General features: G+C 77.3%; 19 protein-coding genes. 5 read left to right on the plus strand and 14 right to left on the minus strand.

Translation table 11 applies throughout. The features are described 5' to 3' along the window. Window positions 1-59 precede the first annotated feature (59 nt). The 5 genes from ACFY07_RS02445 to infC all read right to left on the minus strand — a co-directional run bounded on the left by ACFY07_RS02445 (window position 60) and on the right by infC (window position 3,917). On the minus strand, window positions 60-1,304 hold the full coding sequence (locus ACFY07_RS02445; RefSeq protein ID WP_390866996.1) for an ATP-binding protein: 1,245 nt from the start codon (window positions 1,302-1,304) through the stop codon (window positions 60-62). A gap of 79 nt (window positions 1,305-1,383) precedes the next feature. Continuing rightward, entirely contained in the window at window positions 1,384-2,262 is an 879-nt protein-coding gene (locus ACFY07_RS02450) for a TrmH family RNA methyltransferase (protein WP_390866997.1), read from the minus strand. 203 nt (window positions 2,263-2,465) lie between these two features. Beyond that, window positions 2,466-2,849 carry a 50S ribosomal protein L20 gene (gene rplT, locus ACFY07_RS02455; RefSeq protein WP_230647838.1) on the minus strand — a complete coding sequence of 128 codons (384 nt, stop codon included), beginning with the start codon at window positions 2,847-2,849 and terminating at the stop codon, window positions 2,466-2,468. A gap of 108 nt (window positions 2,850-2,957) precedes the next feature. Beyond that, a complete protein-coding gene (gene rpmI / locus ACFY07_RS02460; RefSeq protein WP_230647840.1) occupies window positions 2,958-3,152 on the minus strand; it encodes a 50S ribosomal protein L35 in 195 nt (64 codons plus the stop codon). Window positions 3,153-3,260: 108 nt separating this feature from the next. Further along, the gene (gene infC / locus ACFY07_RS02465) at window positions 3,261-3,917 is read right to left on the minus strand and encodes a translation initiation factor IF-3 (protein ID WP_230647949.1); all 657 of its coding nucleotides are present in this window, start codon (window positions 3,915-3,917) and stop codon (window positions 3,261-3,263) included. Between the two features lie 461 nt (window positions 3,918-4,378). Between infC and ACFY07_RS02470 the strand changes: the two genes are divergently transcribed. Continuing rightward, window positions 4,379-4,831: a DUF1844 domain-containing protein gene (locus ACFY07_RS02470; RefSeq protein ID WP_230647842.1), complete on the plus strand. Its 453-nt coding sequence runs from the start codon at window positions 4,379-4,381 to the stop codon at window positions 4,829-4,831. 107 nt (window positions 4,832-4,938) lie between these two features. On the opposite strand, the gene ACFY07_RS02475 is transcribed toward ACFY07_RS02470, so the two are convergent. Continuing rightward, window positions 4,939-5,685 (minus strand): SseB family protein, encoded by a 747-nt coding sequence (locus tag ACFY07_RS02475; protein ID WP_390866998.1) that lies wholly within the window; start codon window positions 5,683-5,685, stop codon window positions 4,939-4,941. A gap of 299 nt (window positions 5,686-5,984) precedes the next feature. On the opposite strand from ACFY07_RS02475, the gene ACFY07_RS02480 reads away from it, so the two are divergent. Continuing rightward, window positions 5,985-6,962: a serine hydrolase gene (locus tag ACFY07_RS02480; RefSeq protein ID WP_390866999.1), complete on the plus strand. Its 978-nt coding sequence runs from the start codon at window positions 5,985-5,987 to the stop codon at window positions 6,960-6,962. Here the strand turns inward: ACFY07_RS02480 and ACFY07_RS02485 are convergent. Then, on the minus strand, window positions 6,934-8,247 hold the full coding sequence (locus ACFY07_RS02485) for a S8 family serine peptidase (protein ID WP_390867000.1): 1,314 nt from the start codon (window positions 8,245-8,247) through the stop codon (window positions 6,934-6,936). The genes ACFY07_RS02480 and ACFY07_RS02485 overlap by 29 nt on opposite strands. Before the next feature lie 243 nt (window positions 8,248-8,490). Next, a complete protein-coding gene (locus ACFY07_RS02490; RefSeq protein WP_390867001.1) occupies window positions 8,491-9,477 on the minus strand; it encodes a hypothetical protein in 987 nt (328 codons plus the stop codon). A gap of 183 nt (window positions 9,478-9,660) precedes the next feature. Here ACFY07_RS02490 and ACFY07_RS02495 point away from each other — a divergent pair, with 183 nt between their 5' ends. Further along, complete coding sequence (locus ACFY07_RS02495) at window positions 9,661-10,869, plus strand: amino acid deaminase/aldolase (RefSeq protein ID WP_390867002.1); 1,209 nt, start codon at window positions 9,661-9,663, stop codon at window positions 10,867-10,869. A gap of 130 nt (window positions 10,870-10,999) precedes the next feature. Here ACFY07_RS02495 and ACFY07_RS02500 read toward each other — a convergent pair whose 3' ends face one another. From ACFY07_RS02500 to ACFY07_RS02515, 4 genes are read right to left on the minus strand one after another with little or no spacing between them, the layout of a single operon-like run. Further along, window positions 11,000-12,310 carry a DUF2510 domain-containing protein gene (locus ACFY07_RS02500; RefSeq protein ID WP_390867003.1) on the minus strand — a complete coding sequence of 437 codons (1,311 nt, stop codon included), beginning with the start codon at window positions 12,308-12,310 and terminating at the stop codon, window positions 11,000-11,002. Window positions 12,311-12,356: 46 nt separating this feature from the next. Beyond that, window positions 12,357-13,175: a 3-oxoacyl-ACP reductase gene (locus ACFY07_RS02505; protein WP_390867004.1), complete on the minus strand. Its 819-nt coding sequence runs from the start codon at window positions 13,173-13,175 to the stop codon at window positions 12,357-12,359. A 7-nt stretch (window positions 13,176-13,182) separates the two neighbouring features. Next, window positions 13,183-14,655 (minus strand): aldehyde dehydrogenase family protein, encoded by a 1,473-nt coding sequence (locus tag ACFY07_RS02510; RefSeq protein WP_390867005.1) that lies wholly within the window; start codon window positions 14,653-14,655, stop codon window positions 13,183-13,185. A 10-nt stretch (window positions 14,656-14,665) separates the two neighbouring features. After that, entirely contained in the window at window positions 14,666-16,015 is a 1,350-nt protein-coding gene (locus tag ACFY07_RS02515; protein WP_390867063.1) for a glutamine synthetase family protein, read from the minus strand. Between the two features lie 239 nt (window positions 16,016-16,254). Between ACFY07_RS02515 and ACFY07_RS02520 the strand changes: the two genes are divergently transcribed. Next, entirely contained in the window at window positions 16,255-16,965 is a 711-nt protein-coding gene (locus tag ACFY07_RS02520; protein WP_390867006.1) for a gamma-glutamyl-gamma-aminobutyrate hydrolase family protein, read from the plus strand. 151 nt (window positions 16,966-17,116) lie between these two features. On the opposite strand, the gene ACFY07_RS02525 is transcribed toward ACFY07_RS02520, so the two are convergent. Beyond that, window positions 17,117-18,925, minus strand: a complete 1,809-nt coding sequence (locus tag ACFY07_RS02525; RefSeq protein ID WP_390867007.1) for an ABC transporter permease/substrate binding protein — start codon at window positions 18,923-18,925, stop codon at window positions 17,117-17,119. Next, window positions 18,918-19,850: a glycine betaine/L-proline ABC transporter ATP-binding protein gene (locus ACFY07_RS02530; protein ID WP_390867008.1), complete on the minus strand. Its 933-nt coding sequence runs from the start codon at window positions 19,848-19,850 to the stop codon at window positions 18,918-18,920. The genes ACFY07_RS02525 and ACFY07_RS02530 overlap by 8 nt, the downstream gene beginning before the upstream one ends. A 220-nt stretch (window positions 19,851-20,070) precedes the next feature. On the opposite strand from ACFY07_RS02530, the gene ACFY07_RS02535 reads away from it, so the two are divergent. Further along, window positions 20,071-20,976 carry a 5'-3' exonuclease H3TH domain-containing protein gene (locus ACFY07_RS02535; RefSeq protein WP_390867064.1) on the plus strand — a complete coding sequence of 302 codons (906 nt, stop codon included), beginning with the start codon at window positions 20,071-20,073 and terminating at the stop codon, window positions 20,974-20,976. Window positions 20,977-21,042: the final 66 nt, after the last annotated feature.

The raw sequence follows: 21,042 nt of genomic DNA on the forward strand, positions 1-21,042 counted from the left end.
CAGCGAGTCTAGTCGCACCGGGTCGGGGGGCCGGACGGGAAGCCCGCCGGGGCGGCCGACTACAGCATGAAGTCGGGGACCCCGGCGGGCAGCACGAATCGGAAGCGGGCGCCGCCGCCGGGGGCGCGCCCGACGCGGATCGTGCCGCCGTGGGCCTCGACGATGCCCTTGACGATGTAGAGGCCGAGGCCGGTGCCGCCGCGGCGGCTGCCCCGCCAGAAGCGGGTGAACACGCGCGGGATGGCGTCCTCGGGGATGCCGGGGCCCTCGTCGCTCACGGTGACGGCAACCCCTTCCCCGACGCGGCCCTCGACCTCCTCGCGGGCGGCTCCGACCTCGATGGTGACAGTTCCCTCACCGTGGCGCACCGCGTTTTCCAGCAGGTTCCACAGCACCTGGTCGACCTTGTCCGGGTCGGCCCACAGCTGCGGCAGCGGCCCGCCGGCCAGGACGCGGAACCGGCCGGGGGCGGTGCCGGCCGCCGCCAGTGCCTCGGTGTGCCGTTGCACGGCCGCGGCGACGTCGACCACCTGGCGGCGCAGCTCCAGGCGGCCCGCGTCGATGCGGGAGATGTCCAGCAGCTCGGCGATCAGGCGGGTGACCCGGTCGGCGTCGGCGTCGACCGTCTCCAGCATGAGCTTCTTCTGGTCGTCGGTGAAGCGCTCCCACTTGCCGAGCAGCGTCGCCGTGAAGCCCTTGACGCTGGTCAGCGGCGAGCGCAGCTCGTGGGCGACGGTGGCGATCAGCTCGGCGTGGCTGCGCTCGGTGCGGCGGCGGGCCTCGGTGCCGCGCAGCGCCACCACCAGGCGCCGCAGCGGCCCGCAGGGGGCGGCGCGCACGTAGCGGGCGGAGACCAGCACCTCGCGGCCGCCGGGCAGCAGCAGGTTGCGCTCGGGCTGGCGGGTGCGGGTGGCCAGGCCGCCGTAGGGGTCGGTGCACTGCCACCAGCGGCGGCCGTCGAGGTCCTCCAGGGGCAGCACCTCGGCGAAGGGGCGGCCGAGGGCGCGGCGGGGGCTCAGGCCGGTGATGCGGGCGGCGGCGCTGTTGAAGCAGACGACCGTGCCGCGCTCGTCGGCGACCACCAGGCCGTCGGGCAGGTCGTCGGGGTCGACGCCGCCGGGGCCGGCGCCGGGGCGGACGGGCCCGGGGTCGGCGGGGGCGGGTACGGGGTCGGCGGAGCCGGTGCGGGCACGGCCGGCGGTGTCGCGGTCCGGCGTGTCGCGGTCCGGCGTGTCGCGGCGGGGCCCGGCGCACTCCGGGCGGGCGCCCCCCGCACCGAGGGCCTCACCGGTGTCCTGGGACAATCGCTTCCCCCCGCGTGCTGGCCGGCCGGCGGCCGCCCCGTCCTGTGCTCCGGGCGCCGACCCGCCTCACAGTAGCGCCCTAGCCGTCCGCGCGGCACCCTCCCGCCACGCGCTGGGCACGGGCGGACGCGTAGAGGCACACCGCGGCGGCGGTGGCCAGGTTGAGGCTCTCGGCGTGGCCGTGGATGGGCACCCGCACCACCGCGTCGGCCAGCGCCCGGGTCTGCTCCGGCAGGCCCCAGGCCTCGTTGCCGAAGACCCAGGCGGTGGGGCCGCCGAGGGCGCCGGCGTCGAGCTCGGCGTCCAGGTCGCGGTCGCCGGCGCCGTCCGCCGCGAGCACCCGCACCCCGGCCGCGCGCAGGCCGGCCATCGCCGCCTCCACCGGCACGCCGACCGCCACCGGGAGGTGGAAGAGGCTGCCCACGGAGGCCCGCACGGCCTTGGGGTTGTACAGGTCCACCGAGGCGTCGGTGAGGACGACCGCGTCGGCGCCGGCCGCGTCGGCGGTCCGCAGGACGGTCCCGGCGTTGCCGGGGTCGCGGACGTGGGCGAGGACGGCCACCAGCCGGGGCCGGGCCGCCAGCACGGCGTCGAAGGGGGTGTCCACGAAGCGGCAGACGGCGACGATGCCCTGCGGGGTGACCGTCTGGCAGACGTCGGCGATGACCTCGGCGCTGGCGGTGAGCACCGGGACCCCGGCGGCGCGGGCGGCGCCGGTGATGCCGGCGTACCGCTCGTCGGCCTCCGGGGTGGCGTAGACCTCGACCACGGCGTGCCCGCCGGTGCCGGGCAGCGGGCCGTGGGCCACGGCCTCCCGGACCGCCTGCGGGCCCTCGGCGATGAAGCGGCGCTCCTTGGTGCGCTGGGCGCGCCGGGCGAGGCGCCGGGCGGCGGTGACCCGCGGGGAGCGCAGGGAGGTCAGCAGGGGGCCGTGCTCGGGGCGGTCGGTGGTAGCCATGGCGCTTTCTGCGTGGGGTGCCGGGTGCGGGCGGGACGCCGGGTCCGCGGGCGGGACGCCGGGCCCGCCCGGGGGCGGGGGCTCCGGGCGGAGGGGGGTTCCGGGCGGAGAAAGAACGGACCCGCAGGCGCACGCCGGGGCGTGGCTGCGGGTCCGGTCTGCCTCGCGGCGGGCTCGGGCCCGACCGCTCGGGGATGCCTGGATCAGGCGGCCGTGGGGGCGTTCACGTCGGCCGGCAGCGCCTTCTTGGCCACCTCGACGAGGGAGGCGAAGGCGTTGGGGTCGTTGACCGCGAGCTCGGCGAGCATCTTGCGGTCGATCTCGACGTTGGCGGCCTTCAGGCCCTGCACGAAGCGGTTGTAGGTGATGCCGTTCGCACGCGCGGCGGCGTTGATCCGCTGGATCCACAGCTGGCGGAAGTCGCCCTTGCGCTTCTTGCGGTCGTTGTAGTTGTAGACGAGGGAGTGGGTGACCTGCTCCTTCGCCTTGCGGTACAGGCGCGACCGCTGGCCGCGGTAGCCGCTGGCCCGCTCGAGGATGACCCGGCGCTTCTTGTGGGCGTTGACCGCCCGCTTGACGCGTGCCACTGCATTACTCCTTGGGTAGGACCGCGGACGTCTTCACGCGGTCCGCAAATCGAATAGGTCGGGAAGGATCGGCTGGTTCCCGCACCGGCGCTGCGGTGCGGGGCGCGATCACTTGCCGAGAAGCTTCTTGATCTTCTTGGCGTCGGCCGGGGCCATCTCGACCGTGCCGGCGAGGCGGCGGGTCAGCGTCGAGGGCTTGTGCTCGAGCAGGTGACGGCGGCCGGCGCGCTGGCGCACCACCTTGCCGGAGCCAGTGAGCCGGAAGCGCTTGCTGGCGCCGCTGTGCGTCTTGTTCTTCGGCATGTCGCCGTACTCTCCTCGTCGGTCCGCCCCCGCCCGCACACCGTCGGGGCGGGCGGGAGCGCTGGATGGATCTTCGGGTGCCGGGGCGGGGGCCCCGGTACCGAGGTGTTACTCGGCCGGTGCCTGGGCCTCGACCGGCTGCTCGACCTCGGCGGCCTGGGGGGCCTCGGGGGTCTCGGCAGTCTCGGTGCGGCCCTGGCGCTCGGCCTTGCGGGCGGCAGCGGCCTCGCGGGCCTCGGCCATGGCCTCGGTCTTCTTCTTGTGCGGACCGAGAACCATGATCATGTTACGGCCGTCCTGCTTGGGCGAGGACTCGACGAAGCCCAGGTCCTGGACGTCGTCGGCCAGCCGCTGCAGCAGTCGGAAGCCCAGCTCGGGGCGGGACTGCTCGCGACCGCGGAACATGATCGTGATCTTGACCTTGTCGCCCTGCTTGAGGAACCGTACGACGTGACCCTTCTTGGTGTCGTAGTCGTGCGGGTCGATCTTCGGCCGGAGCTTCATCTCCTTGATGACCGTGTGCGCCTGGTTCTTGCGCGCCTCACGGGCCTTCATGGCCGACTCGTACTTGAACTTGCCGTAGTCCATGAGCTTGCACACCGGCGGCCTGGCGGTCGCCGCGACCTCGACGAGGTCCAGGTCGTACTCCTGGGCAAGCTCCAGCGCCTTGGCAAGCGGCACGATGCCGACCTGCTCGCCACTGGGACCGACGAGTCGCACCTCGGGGACGCGAATCCGGTCGTTGATGCGGGGCTCGGTGCTGATGGGGCCTCCTCGGTTGCACCTTTTCCGATGCGGCCGTCGGGCGGCGGTCGCACGTGTCGAATCGACTCACCGGGCGGGACTTCATCCGCGCTGCGCTGCGCGCCGCACCGGGCGCGCACCGCGGACACGAAAAAAGCCCCGCACGATGCACAGGCGGGGCTCCACAACAACCGGAAGCGCCCTCGCGAGCGTGCTCGCGCGGGGCGATAGGCGGCACGGACGCGCAGGGCGTCGGCCGCGGACCGGACCCGTCGACCCGGAGGACGATCGGGTGGGAGACTGACGGGTGGTCCCTGTCGGGATCCCTCGTACGTGGAGCCTCCACTTGCAGGCCGGGCACCTCGTCGGGTGTCTGGCCGGTCAGTCTCGAATCATAGCAGCGTCCGGGGCCCCGGCGTTATTCCGCACCCCGCCGCGTACGCTCGCGGGGAGAGTCCTGACCCGCGGAGACAAGCGAGACCATGAGCACCCAGCCCGACCCCGCCGCCGGCAACGGCGCCCCCGAGCACGACGCCCCCCGGTACGGGGACCCCGAGCACGACGCCCCCCGGCACGACGCCTCCGGGACGGAGGAGGCCGGGAGCGACGCGTCCGGCGCCGAGCGCGACATCGCCGACGTGCCCGCCGTCGAGGTGATCACCACGGTCGCGGTGCACCTGATGAGCGCGGCGGCCGTGAAGTGCGGGCTCACCGAGGACGGCGAGCAGCACAAGGACCTGGACGAGGCGCGCAAGCTGATCACCGCCCTGGCCGGCCTGATCACGGCGAGCGCCCCGGACCTGAGCAACTTCCACGCGGCGCCGCTGCGCGACGGGCTGAAGTCGCTGCAGCTGGCCTTCCGCGAGGCGTCGCTGGTGCCGGACGAGCCGGGCCAGGGGCCGGGCGAGAAGTTCACCGGTCCGGTCTACGCCTGACGCCCGCGGGGGCGTCCGGCGGCCGGACACACGGGGAGGGGCGGGCCCGCCGGGCCCGCCCCTCCCCGTGTGTCCGGCCGCCGTCCTCCAGGGCGTGTGCGCCGCCCTCAGCGCGTGTACAGGGGCTCGCCCGGGACGTCGGCGGCGGCAGGCAGCAGGGCGAGGTCCAGTCCGAGGTCCAGGCGCACCCGCAGCAGCTCGTCCGCGGCCAGCGCGGCAGCGATCCGCTGCGCCGCCCCGCGCACGGCGGCCTCGTCCGCGTCCGGTCCGGGCACCAGGGCGACCACGGCGTCCGTCTGCTCGGCGGGCCGCAGGTAGGCGCGGAGCACGGCCGGCTCGTCGGCGACCACCCGGCGCACCGCCTCCAGCACCTCCGGGTCGCGGGCCGGCGGCACGTGGGCGCGGCCCTCGGCGACGGCCCGCATGGGCGCGCCCGTCAGCTGGTAGGCGACCGGACCGGCCGGGTCCACCAGGAGGGTGTCCGCCCGCTCGGAGTAGGCCGCGAGGACCGCCTGCCGGCCGTGGACCGGCACCGGCCGGGCGTCGGCCCGCCAGCGGGCCAGGGACTCCAGGGAGGTGAAGGCGGGCAGGGCCCGGCGGCCGTCCGGGGCCTCGACCACGGGGACGGCCATGTCGCTGGTCTTCTCCCGTCGCAGGCCGTCCGGTCCGGTCTCGACCTCGCCGAGGACGGCCACCACGGGCACCATGAGGCGGGCCGCGGGGAGCGCGGCCAGCACCTCGGGCCCGGCCGCGGCGGGGTCGTCGGCCCAGCGGGCGAGTGCTGCGGCCAGGTGCGGGTCGGCGGCCCCGCCGTCGCCGGCGAAGCCGGGGTCCGGGATGTTCTTGCGCTCCACGTCCCCGAGGGTATGCGACGGCCGGGCGGCCCTCCCGGGCGGTGCTCACCCGGTTCTCAGGGTTTCCGCAGGAACGCTCCGTACCGTCCCCGTGCATGCGGGCACGGGGATCGGAGATGCTGGCCGGGACGGGCCGCACCGGCGGCGGGCGGCGGGGACGGCGGAGGCGCGGGTGGCGGCGGGGACGGGCACGGCGGCCGGGGCGGCGGATCCGGTTCGGCGCGGTCGCGGCGGTCGCGCCGATCACGGCGGCCGCGGTCGCCGTGGCGGCGGCCGCGAACCGCGGGGCGGTGCCGCGCATGGCAGGTGACACGGCGGGAGGGGGGACGGCCGGGGCGCGGCCGTCGGCGGCCGGGGCGGCGGCGCCGCAGGCGTCCCCGCGCCCCTCCGGGGAGGGGTGGCGGGAGCGGCAGGCCGTGGAGGACCCGGCCGCGTCGGACCCCGCGGTGCCGGACCCGGCGGCGTCCGCCTCCGCGCGTGCCCGGGACGGCGCCGCGGCGGCCGTGGAGCGGGCGGTGCGGGCGGTCGCCGCCCGGGCCCCGGGCGGCCTGGCGGTCGCGGTCGCCGACCTGGCCACCGGCGTGTCCGCCGGGTACGGCGCGACCGGGCGCACCTTCGTCACCGCGAGCATCGCCAAGGCGGACATCCTCGCCGCCCTGCTGCTCCGGGCCGAGGACGCCGGGCGCGGCCTGAGCGCGGAGGAGCGGGAGCGGGCCGCCGCGATGATCCGCCGCAGCGACAACGGCGCCGCCGACGCCCTGTACACCGCGGTCGGGCTGGCCGACGGACTGGACCGGGCCAACCGCACCCTCGGCCTGACCGCGACCACCGCGGGGGGCGACCGCCGCTGGGGCCTCACCGCGACGACCGCCGCCGACCAGCTGGCGCTGCTCCGCGCCGTCTTCGACGGCGGCTCGCCGCTGGGCGCCGCCTCCCGCGCCTACCTGGGCGGCCTGATGGGGCAGGTCGAGGCCGGGCAGGACTGGGGCGTCTCCGCCGCGGCCGACGCGGGCACCGGGCCCCGGCTGAAGAACGGCTGGCTGCCCCGGAGCGCGACGGGCCTGTGGGTGGTGAACAGCATCGGCCTCGTCCGGCACGACGGGCGGCCGCTCCTGGTCGCCGTGCTCTCCGACGGCAGCCCGGCGCTTGCGGACGGGATCTCCCTGGTCGAGTCGGCGGCCGTGGCGGCCGCCGACGCCCTCACCGGTGCACTCGCCGGCGGGGTCGTCGGGGGCCTCACCGGGGGGCTCACCGGCGGTCCGGAGGTCCGGGCCTGAACCGGGCCGGGCCGGGCGGGGGCGGCGGGCCGGGCGGGGCGCCCACCGGTAGGGCGGACGGGCGGCGTCCGCGCCGCAGCAGGGCGCCGAGCAGGAGCAGCAGCAGCCCGGCGGGCACGCGCAGCCGGTCCGCCGGGAGGGCCCCGGACCGGGAGGGGCTCCCCGGCGCGGGGGCGGCCGCCGGGGACGGGCCGCCCCCGTCCGGCACGGCTCCGCGGACCGGTCCGAAACGCAGCCGGGCCGCGGGGACGGGCACGGGCACGGCGGGCTCCGCCCGCATCCGGGCCGCCGCCGCCAGCGCGGCGGGCGGGTCGACCAGGCCGGCGCCCAGCGCGTCGCTGCGGCCGCCGGGCGGCCGCCGGTCCGCGGTCGCCTCCAGGGCGGCGCGGAGCTGCGCGGGGCCGAGGTCGGGGCGGACGGAGCGGAGCAGCGCGAGGGTGCCCGAGACGTAGGCGGCGGCCGCGCTGGTGCCCCAGCCGGTGTAGTAGTGGCGGTCGGGGTCGGCGATCACCACGTCGACGCCGGGCGCCGCGACGGAGGTGTACCAGCGGCGGGTGGAGAAGGCGGCCGGGCGGCCGGCGGCGTCGGCGGCGGCCACCGCGACGACCCCGGGGTGGGCGGCGGGGTAGGAGGACCGGTTGCCGCTGCGGAGGCCGTTGCCCGCCGAGGCCACCAGCGGCACGCCGCGGCTCAGCGCGTACCGGACGGCCGCGTACTCGTCGGGGTCGGCGTGGGCGGTCTCGGCGTCGTCGCCGAGGGAGAGGTTGACGACGTCGGCGCCGTGGTCGACCGCCCAGCGGATGCCCGCCGCGAGGGCGTTGCCGGGGCGGCGGCGGGCGGCGGGGAGCGCCGGGTCGGTGTCCTCCAGGATGACCCGGACCGGGAGGATGCGGGCGTCCGGCGCGATCCCGAGGACCCCGTCCGCGCCGCCGGGCCCGTGGCCGCGTCCGGCGACGACGGCGGCCATGGCGGTCCCGTGCCGGGCCCACGCCGGGTCGCCGGGGCGGGCGCCGGTGCCGACGGTGTCGGTGCCGGGCAGCACGCGCCCCGCGAGGTCGGGGTGGCCCGGGTCGACGCCGGTGTCGAGCACCGCGACGACGGTCCCGGCGCCGCGGGTGGTGCGCCACGCCTCCGCCGCGTGCAGGGCCCGCAGCGGCCACTCGTGGTCGCGGACGCTGTCGGCGGCGGCGGGCGGCGCCGGGGCGGAGGCCAGGACGGTGAGGCAGAGCACGGCGGCGGCGCGGCGGGTCCCGGCGGCGGTCCGGCGGACAGGGGTGTCACGCACGGCGGGCCCCGCTCGGGGGGAGGGCGCCTGACGCACCGCCGCCCGGACTGCCGTGCGCGTCCGGCGTGCCCGCGCGGCCCCGCGTTGCTGCGCGGCCCCGCGTTGCTGCGCGGCCCCGCGTTGCTGCACGGTCCGGCGTTCCTGCACGGCACCGCGTTCCTGCACGGTCCGGCGGGCCCGCGCGGCCCGGTGCGGCGCCCCGGCCCGGCGGGCCGGGGCCGTCCGACGTGCCGCCGGGGCGGGTCACCGGGCGGGTCCGCCGGCCGGGGGGCGGTACCGCCGGGCGGCGTCGAGGGCGCGGTCGAGGGCGGCGCGCACCGCTGCGGCGAGGACGCGGACGGCGGGGCGGAGGCCGGACTCGACGAGGGGGTCGCGGGGGTCGTCGGCGGAGGCGGGACCCGCCGGGACGGGGGCGGCGGTACGCCGGCCGTCGGCGAAGGAGGCGGCGGCCCAGACGACCCAGGGATGCCCGGGGTCGGGCTCGGCGGTCCAGACGGCGGGCGGCGGGGCCGGGCCGGTGGCGGGCGCCTCCGGCGGCGGGGCCGCCGCACCGCCGCCCCCGGCCGGCGGTGCCCCGGCGGGCCGGGCGGCGGCGGGCGGGGGCACGGCGGTCGGGGCGGCCGTGGTGACGACGCCGACCGTGACCAGCCGGGTGCGGGCCGGGTCGGTGTAGGTGGCGCGGAACACCGGCCCGCAGCCGCGCGGGGCGAGGGCGGCGTACAGGTACCGGCCGAGCCCGGCGGGGGTGCACGCGGCGGCGGGGGCGAGCGCGGTGCGGATCCAGGCGGAGCCGTCGGCGGGGTCGATCCGGGGCGGCAGGAGGCTGTCGGCCGGGGCGGTGCGCCAGAGGGCGCGGGCCAGGGCGAGGCGTTCCGCGGTGCCGTCCCCACGGCCCGGGGCCGGGAGGAGGGCGGCCGTGACGCCCGGCCCCAGCAGCAGCCCCAGGCCGGACGCGGCGCAGGCCAGGGCGAGGCCGGTCCGCAGGCGCCGCCGGGCGGCGCGCGGACGGGCCGGGGCCGGAGGCGTGGGCGCGGGTACAGGTGCGGACGCGGCCGGGACAGGGGACGCGGGTGCGGGTGCGGACGCGGCCGGGGACATGGGCGCGGGTGCGGGCGCGGGTGCGGACGTGGGCGGAGGCGCGGGGTGCTCTGCGGGGGCCGGGAGGGCGCGCAGCGGCGGGCGGGGGGCGGGGACGGCGGGGCGGGGCGGTGCCGTCTCGACCTCGCGCACCTGCGGCCACCCCCGTTCCTCGGCGGGCCGTCGGCGGCGCTCCCCGGCGCCCGGCCTCCGCAACTCCGGCGGCCACCCTACGCGGTGGGCGGCGGCCGTGTTCGCCGTTGCCCGGCAGAATCGTTCCTGCAGGGACCGTCCGACTCCTCCCGTCCGGCGGCGGCGGTGTGGCACGCTTCGGCCATGCCGAACTCCGCCGCCGACCGGGCCCGCTACGACCGGGCCACCGCCCACCTGGAGGCGCCACTGGCGGTCGTGGACCTCGCGGCGTTCGACGCCAACGCGGCGGACCTCGTGCGGCGGGCCCATGGCAAACCGGTCAGGGTGGCCAGCAAGTCGGTGCGCTGCCGGGCACTGTTGGAGCGGGTCCTGTCCATGGACGGCTTCGCCGGGGTCATGGGCTTCACCCTGCGCGAGTGCCTGTGGCTGGCCGGGTCGGGCTTCCGGGACGTGCTGCTGGCGTACCCCTCGGCCGACCGGTCGGCCTTCGCCGAGCTGGCGGCCGACCCCGCCATGGCGGCGGCCGTGACGGTGCTGATGGACGATCCGGCGCAGCTGGACCTGGCCGACGCGGCACGGGAGGACGGCCCGGGGGCGGGCGCGGAGATCCGGGTCTGCCTGGAGCTGGACACCGCCCTGCACCTGCTGGGCGGCCGGGTGCGCGTGGGGGCGCGCCGGTCGCCGCTGCGCTCCCCCCAGGAGCTCGCCGACTTCGCCGAACTGGTGCAGAAGCGGCCCGGCTTCCGGGTCGTGGGGCTGATGGCGTACGAGGGGCACGTCGCGGGCGTCGGCGACTCCGTGGCGGGCCGCCCGCTGCGGTCGGGGGCGGTCAGGGCGATGCAGCGGGTGGCGCGGACCGAACTGGCCGTCCGGCGGGCCGCGGCGGTGCGGGAGCTGCGGCGGGTGGCCGACCTGGAGTTCGTCAACGGCGGCGGCACCGGCAGCCTGGAGTCGACGGCGGCGGAGGCGGCGGTCACCGAGGTCGCGGCCGGTTCGGGGCTGTACGCGCCGCGGCTCTTCGACGACTACGCGGCGTTCCGCGCCCGGCCGGCGGCGCTCTTCGCCCAGCCGGTGGTACGCCGGCCCGGTCCGGGCGCGGTGACGGTGCTGGGCGGCGGCTACCCGGCCTCGGGGCCGTCCGGCCGGGACCGGCTGCCGCAGCCGTACCTGCCGGAGGGGCTGCGCTACGACCCGCAGGAGCAGGCGGGCGAGGTGCAGACGCCGCTGCTGGGGGCGGCGGCGGACGGGCTGCGGGTCGGCGACCGGGTGTGGTTCCGGCACGCCAAGGCCGGCGAGCTGTGCGAGCGGTTCGACCGGCTGCACCTGGTGGAGGGCGGCCGGGTGGTGGACTCGGTGCCGACCTACCGGGGCGAGGGCCGGACGTTCCTCTGACGCCCCGCCCCGGCGGGCCGGTCGCACCTGCGGGCCGTCCGCCCCGAAGGAGCGGCCGCCCGCTCCCGGGGGTCCGGCCGCCCGCCGCGGCACGGCCGCCCACCGCGGTCGGGCCGCTCCCGGCGGCCCGTCAGGCGCCGCTGCCGGCGCCGGGTCCCGCGTGGTCGCGGATGCCGGCGACGAGGGAGTCCATGACGGCCTGGGAGGGCGCCTTGTCCACCGCGTCGAAGCCGAGGTGGACGGCGACCAGGGCGCGGCCCGAGCGGTTCGGGAAGACGACCGTCTCCACGTAGCCGTCGTTGCCCGTCCTCGCGTCGACCTTCCAGCGGACGAGGTAGCCGGACCGCCCGGCGACCGTGACCGGCTCAGCTTTGAGCTGCCGGTGTCCGGCGGGCCTGCCGTACGCCTCCTCGGCGGCGGCGGCGATGTCGGCCTTCGCGGCGGCCTCCGGGTTGCCCGCGCCGGCCTTGAGCGTGCTGGTCACCACGCCCGCCAGGCTGCACCCGGCCGGGGACTGCGGGCAGGAGTAGGAGCCGGTGGAGAGGGAGGCGTGGCCGTCGCGGGTGGTGCCGCCGGTCCAGCCGGACGGGACCGGGAGGGCGATGCCGTTCACCGCGTCCACGGCCGTGCGGGGCCCGGAGCCGGTGCCGCCGGACCCCGGGCCGCCGTCGGGGGCGCCGCCCCGGCCGTCCTGGCTGTTCGGGCCGTCCTGGCCGCCGCCGGAGCCGAGGCCGGGCGGGGAGCCGTCCGGAGCGCCGTTCCGGCCGGTCCCGGGCGCGGGGAGGGCCCGCGCGGAGCCGCCGTCGTCACGCATCGCCAGGTAGGTCGCGCCGACGCCCACGGCGCCGCCGACCAGGGCCCCCACCACGGCGGCGACCGCCACCGCGCGGGCGGACCGCCGGGGGCGGTCCGTACCGGAAGGCTGCCCGGCGCCGAAGGGGTGGGCCGGGCCGAAGGGGTGGGCCGGGCCGAAGGGGTGGGCGGCGCCGGGGGGCTGCACCGCGCCGGGGGGCTGCGGCGCCCCCGCGGGCGGAACCGGCCAGGCGACCGGGGAGGCGGGGGCGGGCGGGGCCGTCCACCCGTCCGGCGCACCGGGCGTCCGCGGGACGCCGTCCGTGCGGTCCTCCGGCGGAACACCTCCGGCGAGGGCGGGCGGGACCGCCTCGGGCCCGGACCGGCGGGCGGGATCGGCGGGCCCCGCGGCCGGCCCGGGAGCAGGATCCGCCCCGGCCCCGGACCCAGGCACCGCGCCGGGCTCCGCCCCGGCCTCGTCCGGCGCCTCCGCCGGCTCCGCGGCGGGACCGGCGGCGGCCCCCTCGGGCGGCAGGGGGCGCGTGTCGCCGGTCCAGCCGCTGCCGTCCCACCATCGCAGCCGCCGCCCGGCGGCCGCGCCGTTCTCGCTCGGGTCCGGGTACCAGCCGGACGGAATCGTCGCAGTCACGGTCGGCACCGTACGGCGCGGCCGATAAGGCCGAGGTCAAGAGCCGTCAGATCGGCGTCACGTACGCCCCGGAGATGCCGCCGTCGACCATGAAGGCGCTCGCCGTGACGAAGGAGGAGTCGTCGCTGGCCAGGAAGGCGACCGCGGCGGCGACCTCCTCGGCGCGGGCGAAGCGGCCCAGCGGGATGTGGACGAGCCGGCGGGCGGCGCGCTCCGGGTCCTTCGCGAAGAGCTCGCGCAGCAGGGGGGTGTCCACCGGCCCGGGGCAGAGCGCGTTGACGCGGATGCCCTCGCGGGCGAACTGCACGCCCAGCTCCCGGGACATCGCGAGCACCCCGCCCTTGGAGGCGGTGTAGGAGATCTGCGAGGTGGCGGCGCCCATCACCGCCACGAAGCTGGCGGTGTTGACGACCGAGCCCCTCCCCTGCCGCCGCATGTAGGGCAGCGCGGCCCTGCAGCACAGGTACACGGAGGTGAGGTTGACCTCCTGGACGCGGCGCCAGGCGTCGAGGCCGGTGGTGAGGACGGAGTCGTCGTCGGGCGGCGAGATCCCGGCGTTGTTGAAGGCCACGTCGACGCTGCCGTACGTGTCGTGCGCGGCCCGGAACAGCGCCTCGACCTGCTCGGCGTCGGTGACGTCGGTCTCCACGAAGAGGCCGCCGGCCTCCTCGGCGGCGGCCTTCCCGGCTCGTTCGTCGATGTCGGCGCAGACCACGCGGGCGCCCTCGGAGGCCAGGCGGCGGACGGCGGCGAGCCCGATGCCGCTGCCGGCGCCGGTGACGACGGCGGTCCGGCCGACCAGGCGGCGGCAGACGGGCGCCTCCGCGGGGGCCCCGGCGGCGGGGGCGGCGGGGGTGTCGCTCATGGGCGGATCACTCCTCGGAGCTGATGAAGACGTTCTTGGTCTCGGTGAAGTACGCGACGGCGTCGGGCCCGAGCTCGCGGCCGAGGCCGGACTCGCCGAAGCCGCCGAAGGGCGTCCAGTAGCGCACGGAGGCGTGGGAGTTGACCGAGAGGTTGCCCGCCCGCACACCGCGCGCCATGCGCAGCGCCCGGCCCACGTCGCGGGTCCACAGCGAGCCGGAGAGGCCGTACCGGCCGGCGTTGGCCAGGCGCAGGGCGTCGGCCTCGTCGTCGAAGGGCAGCACGACGGCGACCGGGCCGAAGACCTCCTCGGTGGCGGCGGGGCAGCCGGGGTCGGCGGGGGCGAGGACGGTGGGCGGGAACCAGAAGCCGGGTCCGGCGGGGGCGGTGCCCCGGGCGGCGACGGGCAGGTCGGGGGTGACGTACGCGGCGACGCGGTCGCGGTGGGCCGCGGAGATCAGCGGTCCCATGTCGGTGGCCGGGTCGGCGGGGTCGCCGACGGCGACGGCGGTGACGGCGGGCTCCAGCAGGCCGAGGAACACGTCGTACACCTCGTGCTGGACGAGGATGCGGGTGCGGGCGCAGCAGTCCTGCCCGGCGTTGTCGAGGAAGGACATGGGGGTGGCCGCGGCGGCCCGCTCCAGGTCGGCGTCGCGGAAGACGATGCTGGGGGACTTGCCGCCGAGCTCCAGGGTGACCCGCTTGACCTGGGCGGCGCAGCGGGCCATGACCTCCTTGCCGGTGGCGGTGGAGCCCGTGAAAACGACCTTGCGCACCAGCGGGTGGTCGACGACGGCGCGGCCGGTGACGGGCCCGGCGCCGGGCAGGACCTGGAGCAGGCCGTCGGGGAGGCCCGCCTCCAGGGCGAGTTCGGCGAGTCGCAGGGCGGTGAGCGGGGTGGTCTCGGCGGGTTTGAGGAGGACGGCGTTGCCCGCGGCGAGGGCGGGGGCGAAGCCCCAGGCGGCGATCGGCATGGGGAAGTTCCACGGGGCGATGACGCCGACGACGCCGATCGGCTCGTGGAAGGTGAGGTCCACGCCGCCGCCGACCGGGATCTGACGACCGGTCAGCCGCTCTACTCCCCCGGCGGCGTACTCCAGCAGGTCGCGGACGTTGCCGGCCTCCCAGCGGGCGCCGCCGACGGTGTGCCCGGCCTCGCGGACCTCCAGGGCGGCCAGCTCCTCCAGGCGGGCGTCGACGGTGGCGGCGAAGCGGCGCAGCAGCCGGGCGCGGTCGCCGGGGGCGAGGGCCGCCCAGCCCTCCTGGGACCCGGCGGCGCGCCGGGCGGCGGCGTCGACCTCGGCCGGGGAGGCGGCGGGGACGGTGGCGAGGACCTCCTCGGTGGCGGGGTTGAGGACGAGGTGCGACCCCGGGTCGGCGTCGCGGGCGGCGGCGGTGCCGGCCGTGCGGGTGCCGGCCGTGCCGGCGGTGCGGGCGGCGCCGGCGGTGCGGGCGGTGCGGGTGGTGTCGGTACCGGTCATGGGCTGCGGCTCACATCCGCTCGAAGGAGCGGTAGCGCTCCCAGTCGGTGACGGCGGTGTCGTGGGCGTCCTGCTCGACGCGGGCGGCGGTGAGGTAGTGCGCGACGACCTCCTCGCCGAAGGCCTCCCGGGCCAGGGCGCTGCCCTCCCACAGCCCGGCGGCCTCGCGCAGGGTGGCGGGCACCCGCTCGTGGCCGGCGGTGTAGGCGTTGCCCGTGCACGGCTCGGGCAGCTCCAGCTTCCGCTCGACGCCGTGGAGTCCGGCGGCGACCATGCCGGCCACGGCGAGGTAGGGGTTGACGTCGCCGCCGGGGAGGCGGTTCTCCAGCCGCAGCGAGGGGCCGTGCCCGACGACGCGCAGGGCGCAGGTGCGGTTGTCGCGGCCCCACGCGACGGCGGTGGGCGCGAAGGAGCCGGGCCGGAACCGCTTGTAGGAGTTGATGTTGGGGGCGTACAGCAGGGTGAGCTCGCGCAGGGCGGCGAGCTGCCCGGCGAGGAAGTGGCGCATGGTGTCGCCCATGGCGCCGTCGGGGTCCGCGAAGACGGGGGCGCCGTCCTCGTCGCGCAGCGAGAGGTGGACGTGGCAGCTGTTGCCCTCCCGCTCGTCGTACTTGGCCATGAAGGTGAGCGCGCAGCCCTCCTGGGCGGCGATCTCCTTGGCGCCGGTCTTGTAGACGCTGTGCTGGTCGCAGGTGGTGAGGGCCTCGTCGTACCGGAAGGCCACCTCGTGCTGGCCCAGGTTGCACTCGCCCTTGGCGGACTCCACGGTCATGCCCGCGCCGCCCATCTCGTTGCGGATGCGGGCGAGCAGCGGCTCGATGCGGGCGGTGCCGAGGAGGGAGTAGTCGACGTTGTACTGGTTGGCGGGGGTGAGGTCGCGGTAGCCGCGCCGCCAGGCGTCCTCGTAGGTGTCGCGGAAGACGAGGAACTCCAGCTCGGTGCCGGTGTACGCGCGCCAGCCGCGTTCGGCGAGGCGGTCGAGCTGGCGGCGCAGGATCTGGCGCGGGGAGGCGGCGACGGGCGTGCCGTCGTGCCAGGCCAGGTCGGCGGTGGCCAGGGCGGTGCCGGGCTGCCAGGGGACGCGGCGCAGGGTGGAGAGGTCGGGGAGCATCGCGAAGTCGCCGTAACCGGTGTCCCAGGAGGCCATCCGGTAGCCGTCGACGGTGTTGAGGTCGACGTCGACGGCGAGGAGGTAGGCGCAGCCCTCGCTGCCGTGGCGGGCGACCTCGTCGAGGAAGAAGCGGGCGGCGAACCGCTTGCCCTGGAGCCGGCCCTGCATGTCGGTGAAGGCCAGGGCGACGGTGTGGACCTCGCCGCTCTCCACGTGGGCGCGGAGCGCGTCGAGGGTGAGCGGGGGCACGGGCGGGGATCCGGTGCGGGGCGGCGTCGGACGGTCGGGCACGGTGGCTGCCTCCTCGGTTCCGCGAGGAGTCCCACGGTAGGTTCCCGCACCGGGCCGGGGAAGGTGGCGCGCGGGGCCGGACGGGGGGCGCGCCTGCGCGGGGGGACGGCTCCCGGTCCGGCCCGTGCCGCCGCGCGGGTCCGCGGGCGTGTCCGGCCGTACCGTGGCAGCCGTACCGTGGACCGGAGGACCGTGCCGTGCAGGACCGCCCGCTGATCGGCGTCACCACCTACCTGGCCACCGCCCGCTGGGGCGTGTGGGAGGAGCCCGCCGTGCTCCTGCCGGCCGCGTACCCCGCGCTGGTGCGGGCCGCCGGGGGCCTGGCGGTGATGCTGCCGCCCGACGGGCCGGAGGCCGCCCCCGCCGTTGCGGCCCGGCTGGACGCCCTGGTGGTCTCCGGAGGGCCCGACGTGGACCCGGCGCTGTACGGGGCGCGACGGCACCCGCGGACCGGGCCGGCGGTGCCCGAGCGCGACCGGTGGGAGGCGGCGCTGCTGCGGGCGGCGCTGGCGGCGGGGCTGCCGCTGCTGGGGATCTGCCGGGGGATGCAGCTGCTCAACGTGGTGTGCGGCGGCACCCTGCTGCAGCACCTGCCGGAGGCGGTGGGGCACGAGGGGCACTGCCCGTCCACAGGCGCGTACGCCCGCCACCTGGTGCTGCCGGTGCCGGGCACAACCGTGGCCGGGCTGCTGCCGGAGCCGGCCGTGGAGGTCCCGACCTACCACCACCAGGCCGTGGACCGGCTCGGCGCGGGCCTGCGGGTGGCCGCCCGCGCGGCGGACGGCACGGTGGAGGCGCTGGAGGGGGACGGGCCGGGGTTCGTGCTGGGCGTGCAGTGGCACCCCGAGCAGGGCACGGACGTGCGGCTGGTGCACGCCCTGGTGCGGGCGGCGGCCGGGTCCCGGTAGGAGGCCGCCCCGGCGGGACGGGACGGACGGGACGGGGCCGGACGGGCGCGGACCGGACGGGACGGGCGGGCCGGGGCGGGCGCACGGCGGCGCCCCGCCGCGCCGGGGTCTCCGGTGCGGCGGGGCGCGGTGCGGTGCGGACCCGGCCGGGTCAGGAGGCGCCGAGCGGGGCCATGCGGTCCACCAGGCCCGGCTGGGACCTCAGCCAGGTGCGGACGCCGTCCTGCTCGTGGCCCTGTCCGGCGTCGTGGATGGCCTGCTCCAGGCCGCCGAGCTGCTCCTCGGTGAGCCGGAAGTCCTTCATCCAGCGGGAGACCTGCGGGAACTCCGAGGGGAAGGACCGGTGGGCGAGGGTGTGGAGGCGGTCGCCCCTGCCGAAGAGCCCCCTGGGGTCGGCGAGCTTGGTCAGCGGGTACTTGCTGTACGCCCAGTGCGGCGACCAGAGCACGACCGCGACCGGCTCCTTCGCCTTGACCGACCGCTCCAGCTGGGCGAGCATCCCGGCGGTGCTGCCGGTGGTCAGCTGGTACTCCTTGTCCAGGCCGTAGCCCTTGAGCACGGTGGACCGGAGCAGCTTCATCTCGCCGGCGCCGGGCTCGATGCCGATGATCCGGCCGCCGAACTCCTTCGAGCGGCCCCTGAGGTCGGCCAGCGAGCGCACGTCCTTGACGTAGGAGGGGACGCTGACCTCCAGCGAGGTGGGGCCGTACCAGGAGCCGAGGTCGGTGAGGCTGCTGCGGTACTTCCTCCAGTAGTCGGCGTGGGTGACGGGCAGCCAGGAGTCGAGCTCGACGTCGACCCTGCCCGTGGACATGCCGGTGTAGAGGGCGCCCACGTCCATGTTCTGCACCTGCGGGCGGAAGCCGCGCTGCTCCAGCACCTCCTTCCAGAGGTAGGTGGCGGCGACGCCCTCGTCCCAGTTGATGGTGCCGATGTCGACCGTGCGGCCGTGGCCGACGTCGTGGCCGGCGGGCAGCGCGGCACGGGTGCCGCCGCTGCCGCCGAAGGTGTGCAGGCCGCCCGCGACCAGGGCGAGGACGACGACGGCGACCCCGGCGACGGCGGTGCTCGGCCGGTAGCGCAGCACGGCGGAGCGGTCGGCGGAGCGCTCGCGGGCGAGGGCGCGGCGGCCCAGCGGGGAGACCCGGCGGCCCAGCGCGCCGGTCATGCGGTCCAGGTACATGGCGAGGATGACGACGGCGATGCCGCCCTCGAAGCCGAGGCCGACGTCGACCTGGCTGATGGCGGTGAAGACGGAGGCGCCGAGGCCGCCGCCGCCGACCATGCCGGAGATGACGACCATGGAGAGCGCCAGCATGATGACCTGGTTGACGCCGGCCATGATGGTCGGCAGCGCGAGGGGGAGCTGGACGCCCAGCAGGGTGCGGCGCGGGGCGGTGCCGAACGCCTCGGCGGCCTCCACCAGTTCGCCGTCGACCTGGCGGATGCCCAGTTCGGTCATCCGCACGCCGGGGGGCATGGAGAAGACGATGGTGGCGATGATGCCCGGCACCTGGCCGACCCCGAAGAAGAAGATCCCCGGGATGAGGTAGACGAAGGCGGGCATGGTCTGCATGAGGTCGAGCACCGGGCGCAGGGCGGCGCCGACCCTGGTGGACCGGGCGGCCCAGACGCCCAGCGGCACGGCGAGCAGCACGGTGATCACGCTGGCGACCAGCACCAGCGAGAGCGTGGACATGGCCTGGTCCCACTGGCCGACGCCCTCGATCAGGGCGAGTCCGGCGAAGGAGAGCAGGGCGGCGAGGGGGCCGCGCAGCCACAGCGCCACCACGGCGAGGATGCCGGCCAGCAGCAGCGGCTGGGGGGCGCCGAGCACGGCGTCGACACCGTCGTACATGCCGGAGACGACGGTGGTGATGCCGTCGAAGAAGGGCTGGAAGTGGTCGCGGAGGAAGTCGACCCCGGTCTCCACCCAGTCGCCGAGGGGGATCCTAGCCACGGTTCACCGCCTTCCCGCCGGCCGCGGCGTCCCTCGGGGCCTGCTGCGGCACCTCCCCGGCGGCACCGCGGTCCGCGCCCGGCCCGCCGGGCCGGACGGCGGCGCGCCCGAGGACCCGGTCGCGGTCGACGTCCTCGACGAAGGCGGCGACGTAGTCGTCGGCGGGCGAGAGCACGATCTCGGCGGGCGTGCCCTGCTGGACGATGCGGCCGTCGCGCATCACCGCGATCCGGTCGCCCAGCCGCATGGCCTCGTTGAGGTCGTGGGTGATGAAGACGATGGACTTGCGCAGCTGCTGCTGGAGCTGGAGCAGCTGCTCCTGCATCTCGCGGCGGATCAGCGGGTCCAGGGCGCTGAACGACTCGTCCATGAGCAGCAGGTCGGCGTCGGTGGCCAGGGCGCGGGCCAGGCCGACGCGCTGCTGCATGCCGCCGGACAGCTCGTCCGGCCAGGAGTCCTGCCACTCGCCCAGGCCCACCAGCTCCAGGGCCTCGGCGGCGCGGCGGTCGCGCTCCCCGCGCTCCACGCCCTGCTGCTCCAGGCCGTAGCCGGCGTTCTCCAGCACCGTGCGGTGGGGGAAGAGCGCGAAGTGCTGGAAGACCATGCTGATGCGGTGGGAGCGGACCGAACGCAGCTCCCTGCCGTTCAGGGCGGTCAGCTCCTGCCCGTCGAAGAGCACGCGTCCGGCGGTGGGCTCGGCAAGGCCGTTGAGCATGCGCAGCAGGGTGGACTTGCCCGATCCGGACAGGCCCATGATGACGAAGATCTCGCCCTCGCCGACCTCGAAGCAGGCGTCGACGACGGCGGCGGTGGCGCCGTCCTCGCGCAGCTCCTCGCGGCCGGCGCCCGAGCGCAGCCTCTCCACGGCGTCGTCGGGGTGCTTCCCGAAGACCTTGAACAGATGATCTGCTTCCAGCAGGGACACGGGTACCTCTCGGTCGTGCGGGGCCGCGATCCGCGACCCCCGGATTGCTACCGCGACCGGTTACCCGGGCCTCGTGCGTACACAAACGCGTTTGTGGCCACCGTCACCGGACTCCCGCCGCCATATCGCCACGCAAGTGACGAAAGCGGGCATAGCGCCTGCACCGCGGCCGACACGGGCCGCAGTACGGCATGATCGGGGCGTGACCGCTCCCCGCCTCATGCTCCTCGACACGGCGTCGCTCTACTTCCGCGCGTACTTCGGCGTGCCCGACTCGCTGCGGTCGCCCGACGGCATCCCCGTGAACGCCGTGCGCGGGCTGCTCGACTTCACCGCCCGCCTCGTCGCCGACCACTCCCCCGACCACCTGGTGGCGTGCACGGACGCCGACTGGCGGCCGCAGTGGCGGGTCGACCTGATCCCCTCGTACAAGACCCACCGCCTCGCCCCCTCGCCGCCCGCCGGGCCGGGCGAGGAGGAGGTGCCCGACACCCTCGGCCCGCAGATCCCGGTGATCGGGCAGGTGCTGGACGCCGTCGGGATCGCCCGCGTCGGCGCCCCCGGCTACGAGGCGGACGACGTCATCGGCACCCTCACCGCCCGCGCGCGGGGGCCGGTCGACGTGGTCACCGGCGACCGCGACCTCTTCCAGCTCGTCGACGACGCCCGGCAGGTGCGGGTGCTCTACCCGGTCAAGGGCATGGGCACGCTGCAGAGCACCGACGACGCGCTGCTGCGGGAGAAGTACGGCGTGGACGGCTCCCGCTACGCCGACATGGCGGTGCTGCGCGGCGACCCGAGCGACGGCCTGCCCGGCGTCGCCGGGATCGGGGAGAAGACCGCCGCGAAGCTGCTGGCCGCGTACGGCAGCCTCGACGGCGTCCTGGCCGCGGCCGAGGACCCGTCCTCCGGCCTCACCCCCACCCAGCGCAGGCGGCTGCGGGAGGGCGCCGGCTACCTGGCGGTGGCGCCCCGGGTGGTGCGGGTCGCCGACGACGTGCCGCTGCCGGACGTCGACCCGGTGCTGCCGCGCGGGCCCCGCGACCCGATGACGCTGGAGGAGCTGTCCGACCGGTGGGGCCTCGGCGGCTCCCTGCAGCGGCTGCTGGCGGTCCTCGCGGGCTGACCGTCCCGGCGGACGCACGGCGGGGACGGCCCGGCGGACGCACGGCGGGCGTCGCGGGCGCGGCGC

Source organism: Streptomyces sp. NPDC001380 (genome assembly GCF_042895785.1).
Taxonomy (GTDB): domain Bacteria; phylum Actinomycetota; class Actinomycetes; order Streptomycetales; family Streptomycetaceae; genus Peterkaempfera.

Bases quoted from the DNA above. Each gene is read 5' to 3' on its own strand.
- ACFY07_RS02480 (WP_390866999.1), top strand. From the start codon at position 5,985: ATGGCAGGTGACACGGCGGGAGGGGGGACGGCCGGGGCGCGGCCGTCG.
- ACFY07_RS02510 (WP_390867005.1), bottom strand. From the start codon at position 14,655: ATGACCGGTACCGACACCACCCGCACCGCCCGCACCGCCGGCGCCGCC.
- ACFY07_RS02470 (WP_230647842.1), top strand. From the start codon at position 4,379: ATGAGCACCCAGCCCGACCCCGCCGCCGGCAACGGCGCCCCCGAGCAC.
- ACFY07_RS02450 (WP_390866997.1), bottom strand. From the start codon at position 2,262: ATGGCTACCACCGACCGCCCCGAGCACGGCCCCCTGCTGACCTCCCTG.
- ACFY07_RS02535 (WP_390867064.1), top strand. From the start codon at position 20,071: ATGCTCCTCGACACGGCGTCGCTCTACTTCCGCGCGTACTTCGGCGTG.
- ACFY07_RS02505 (WP_390867004.1), bottom strand. From the start codon at position 13,175: ATGAGCGACACCCCCGCCGCCCCCGCCGCCGGGGCCCCCGCGGAGGCG.
- rpmI (WP_230647840.1), bottom strand. From the start codon at position 3,152: ATGCCGAAGAACAAGACGCACAGCGGCGCCAGCAAGCGCTTCCGGCTC.
- ACFY07_RS02495 (WP_390867002.1), top strand. From the start codon at position 9,661: ATGCCGAACTCCGCCGCCGACCGGGCCCGCTACGACCGGGCCACCGCC.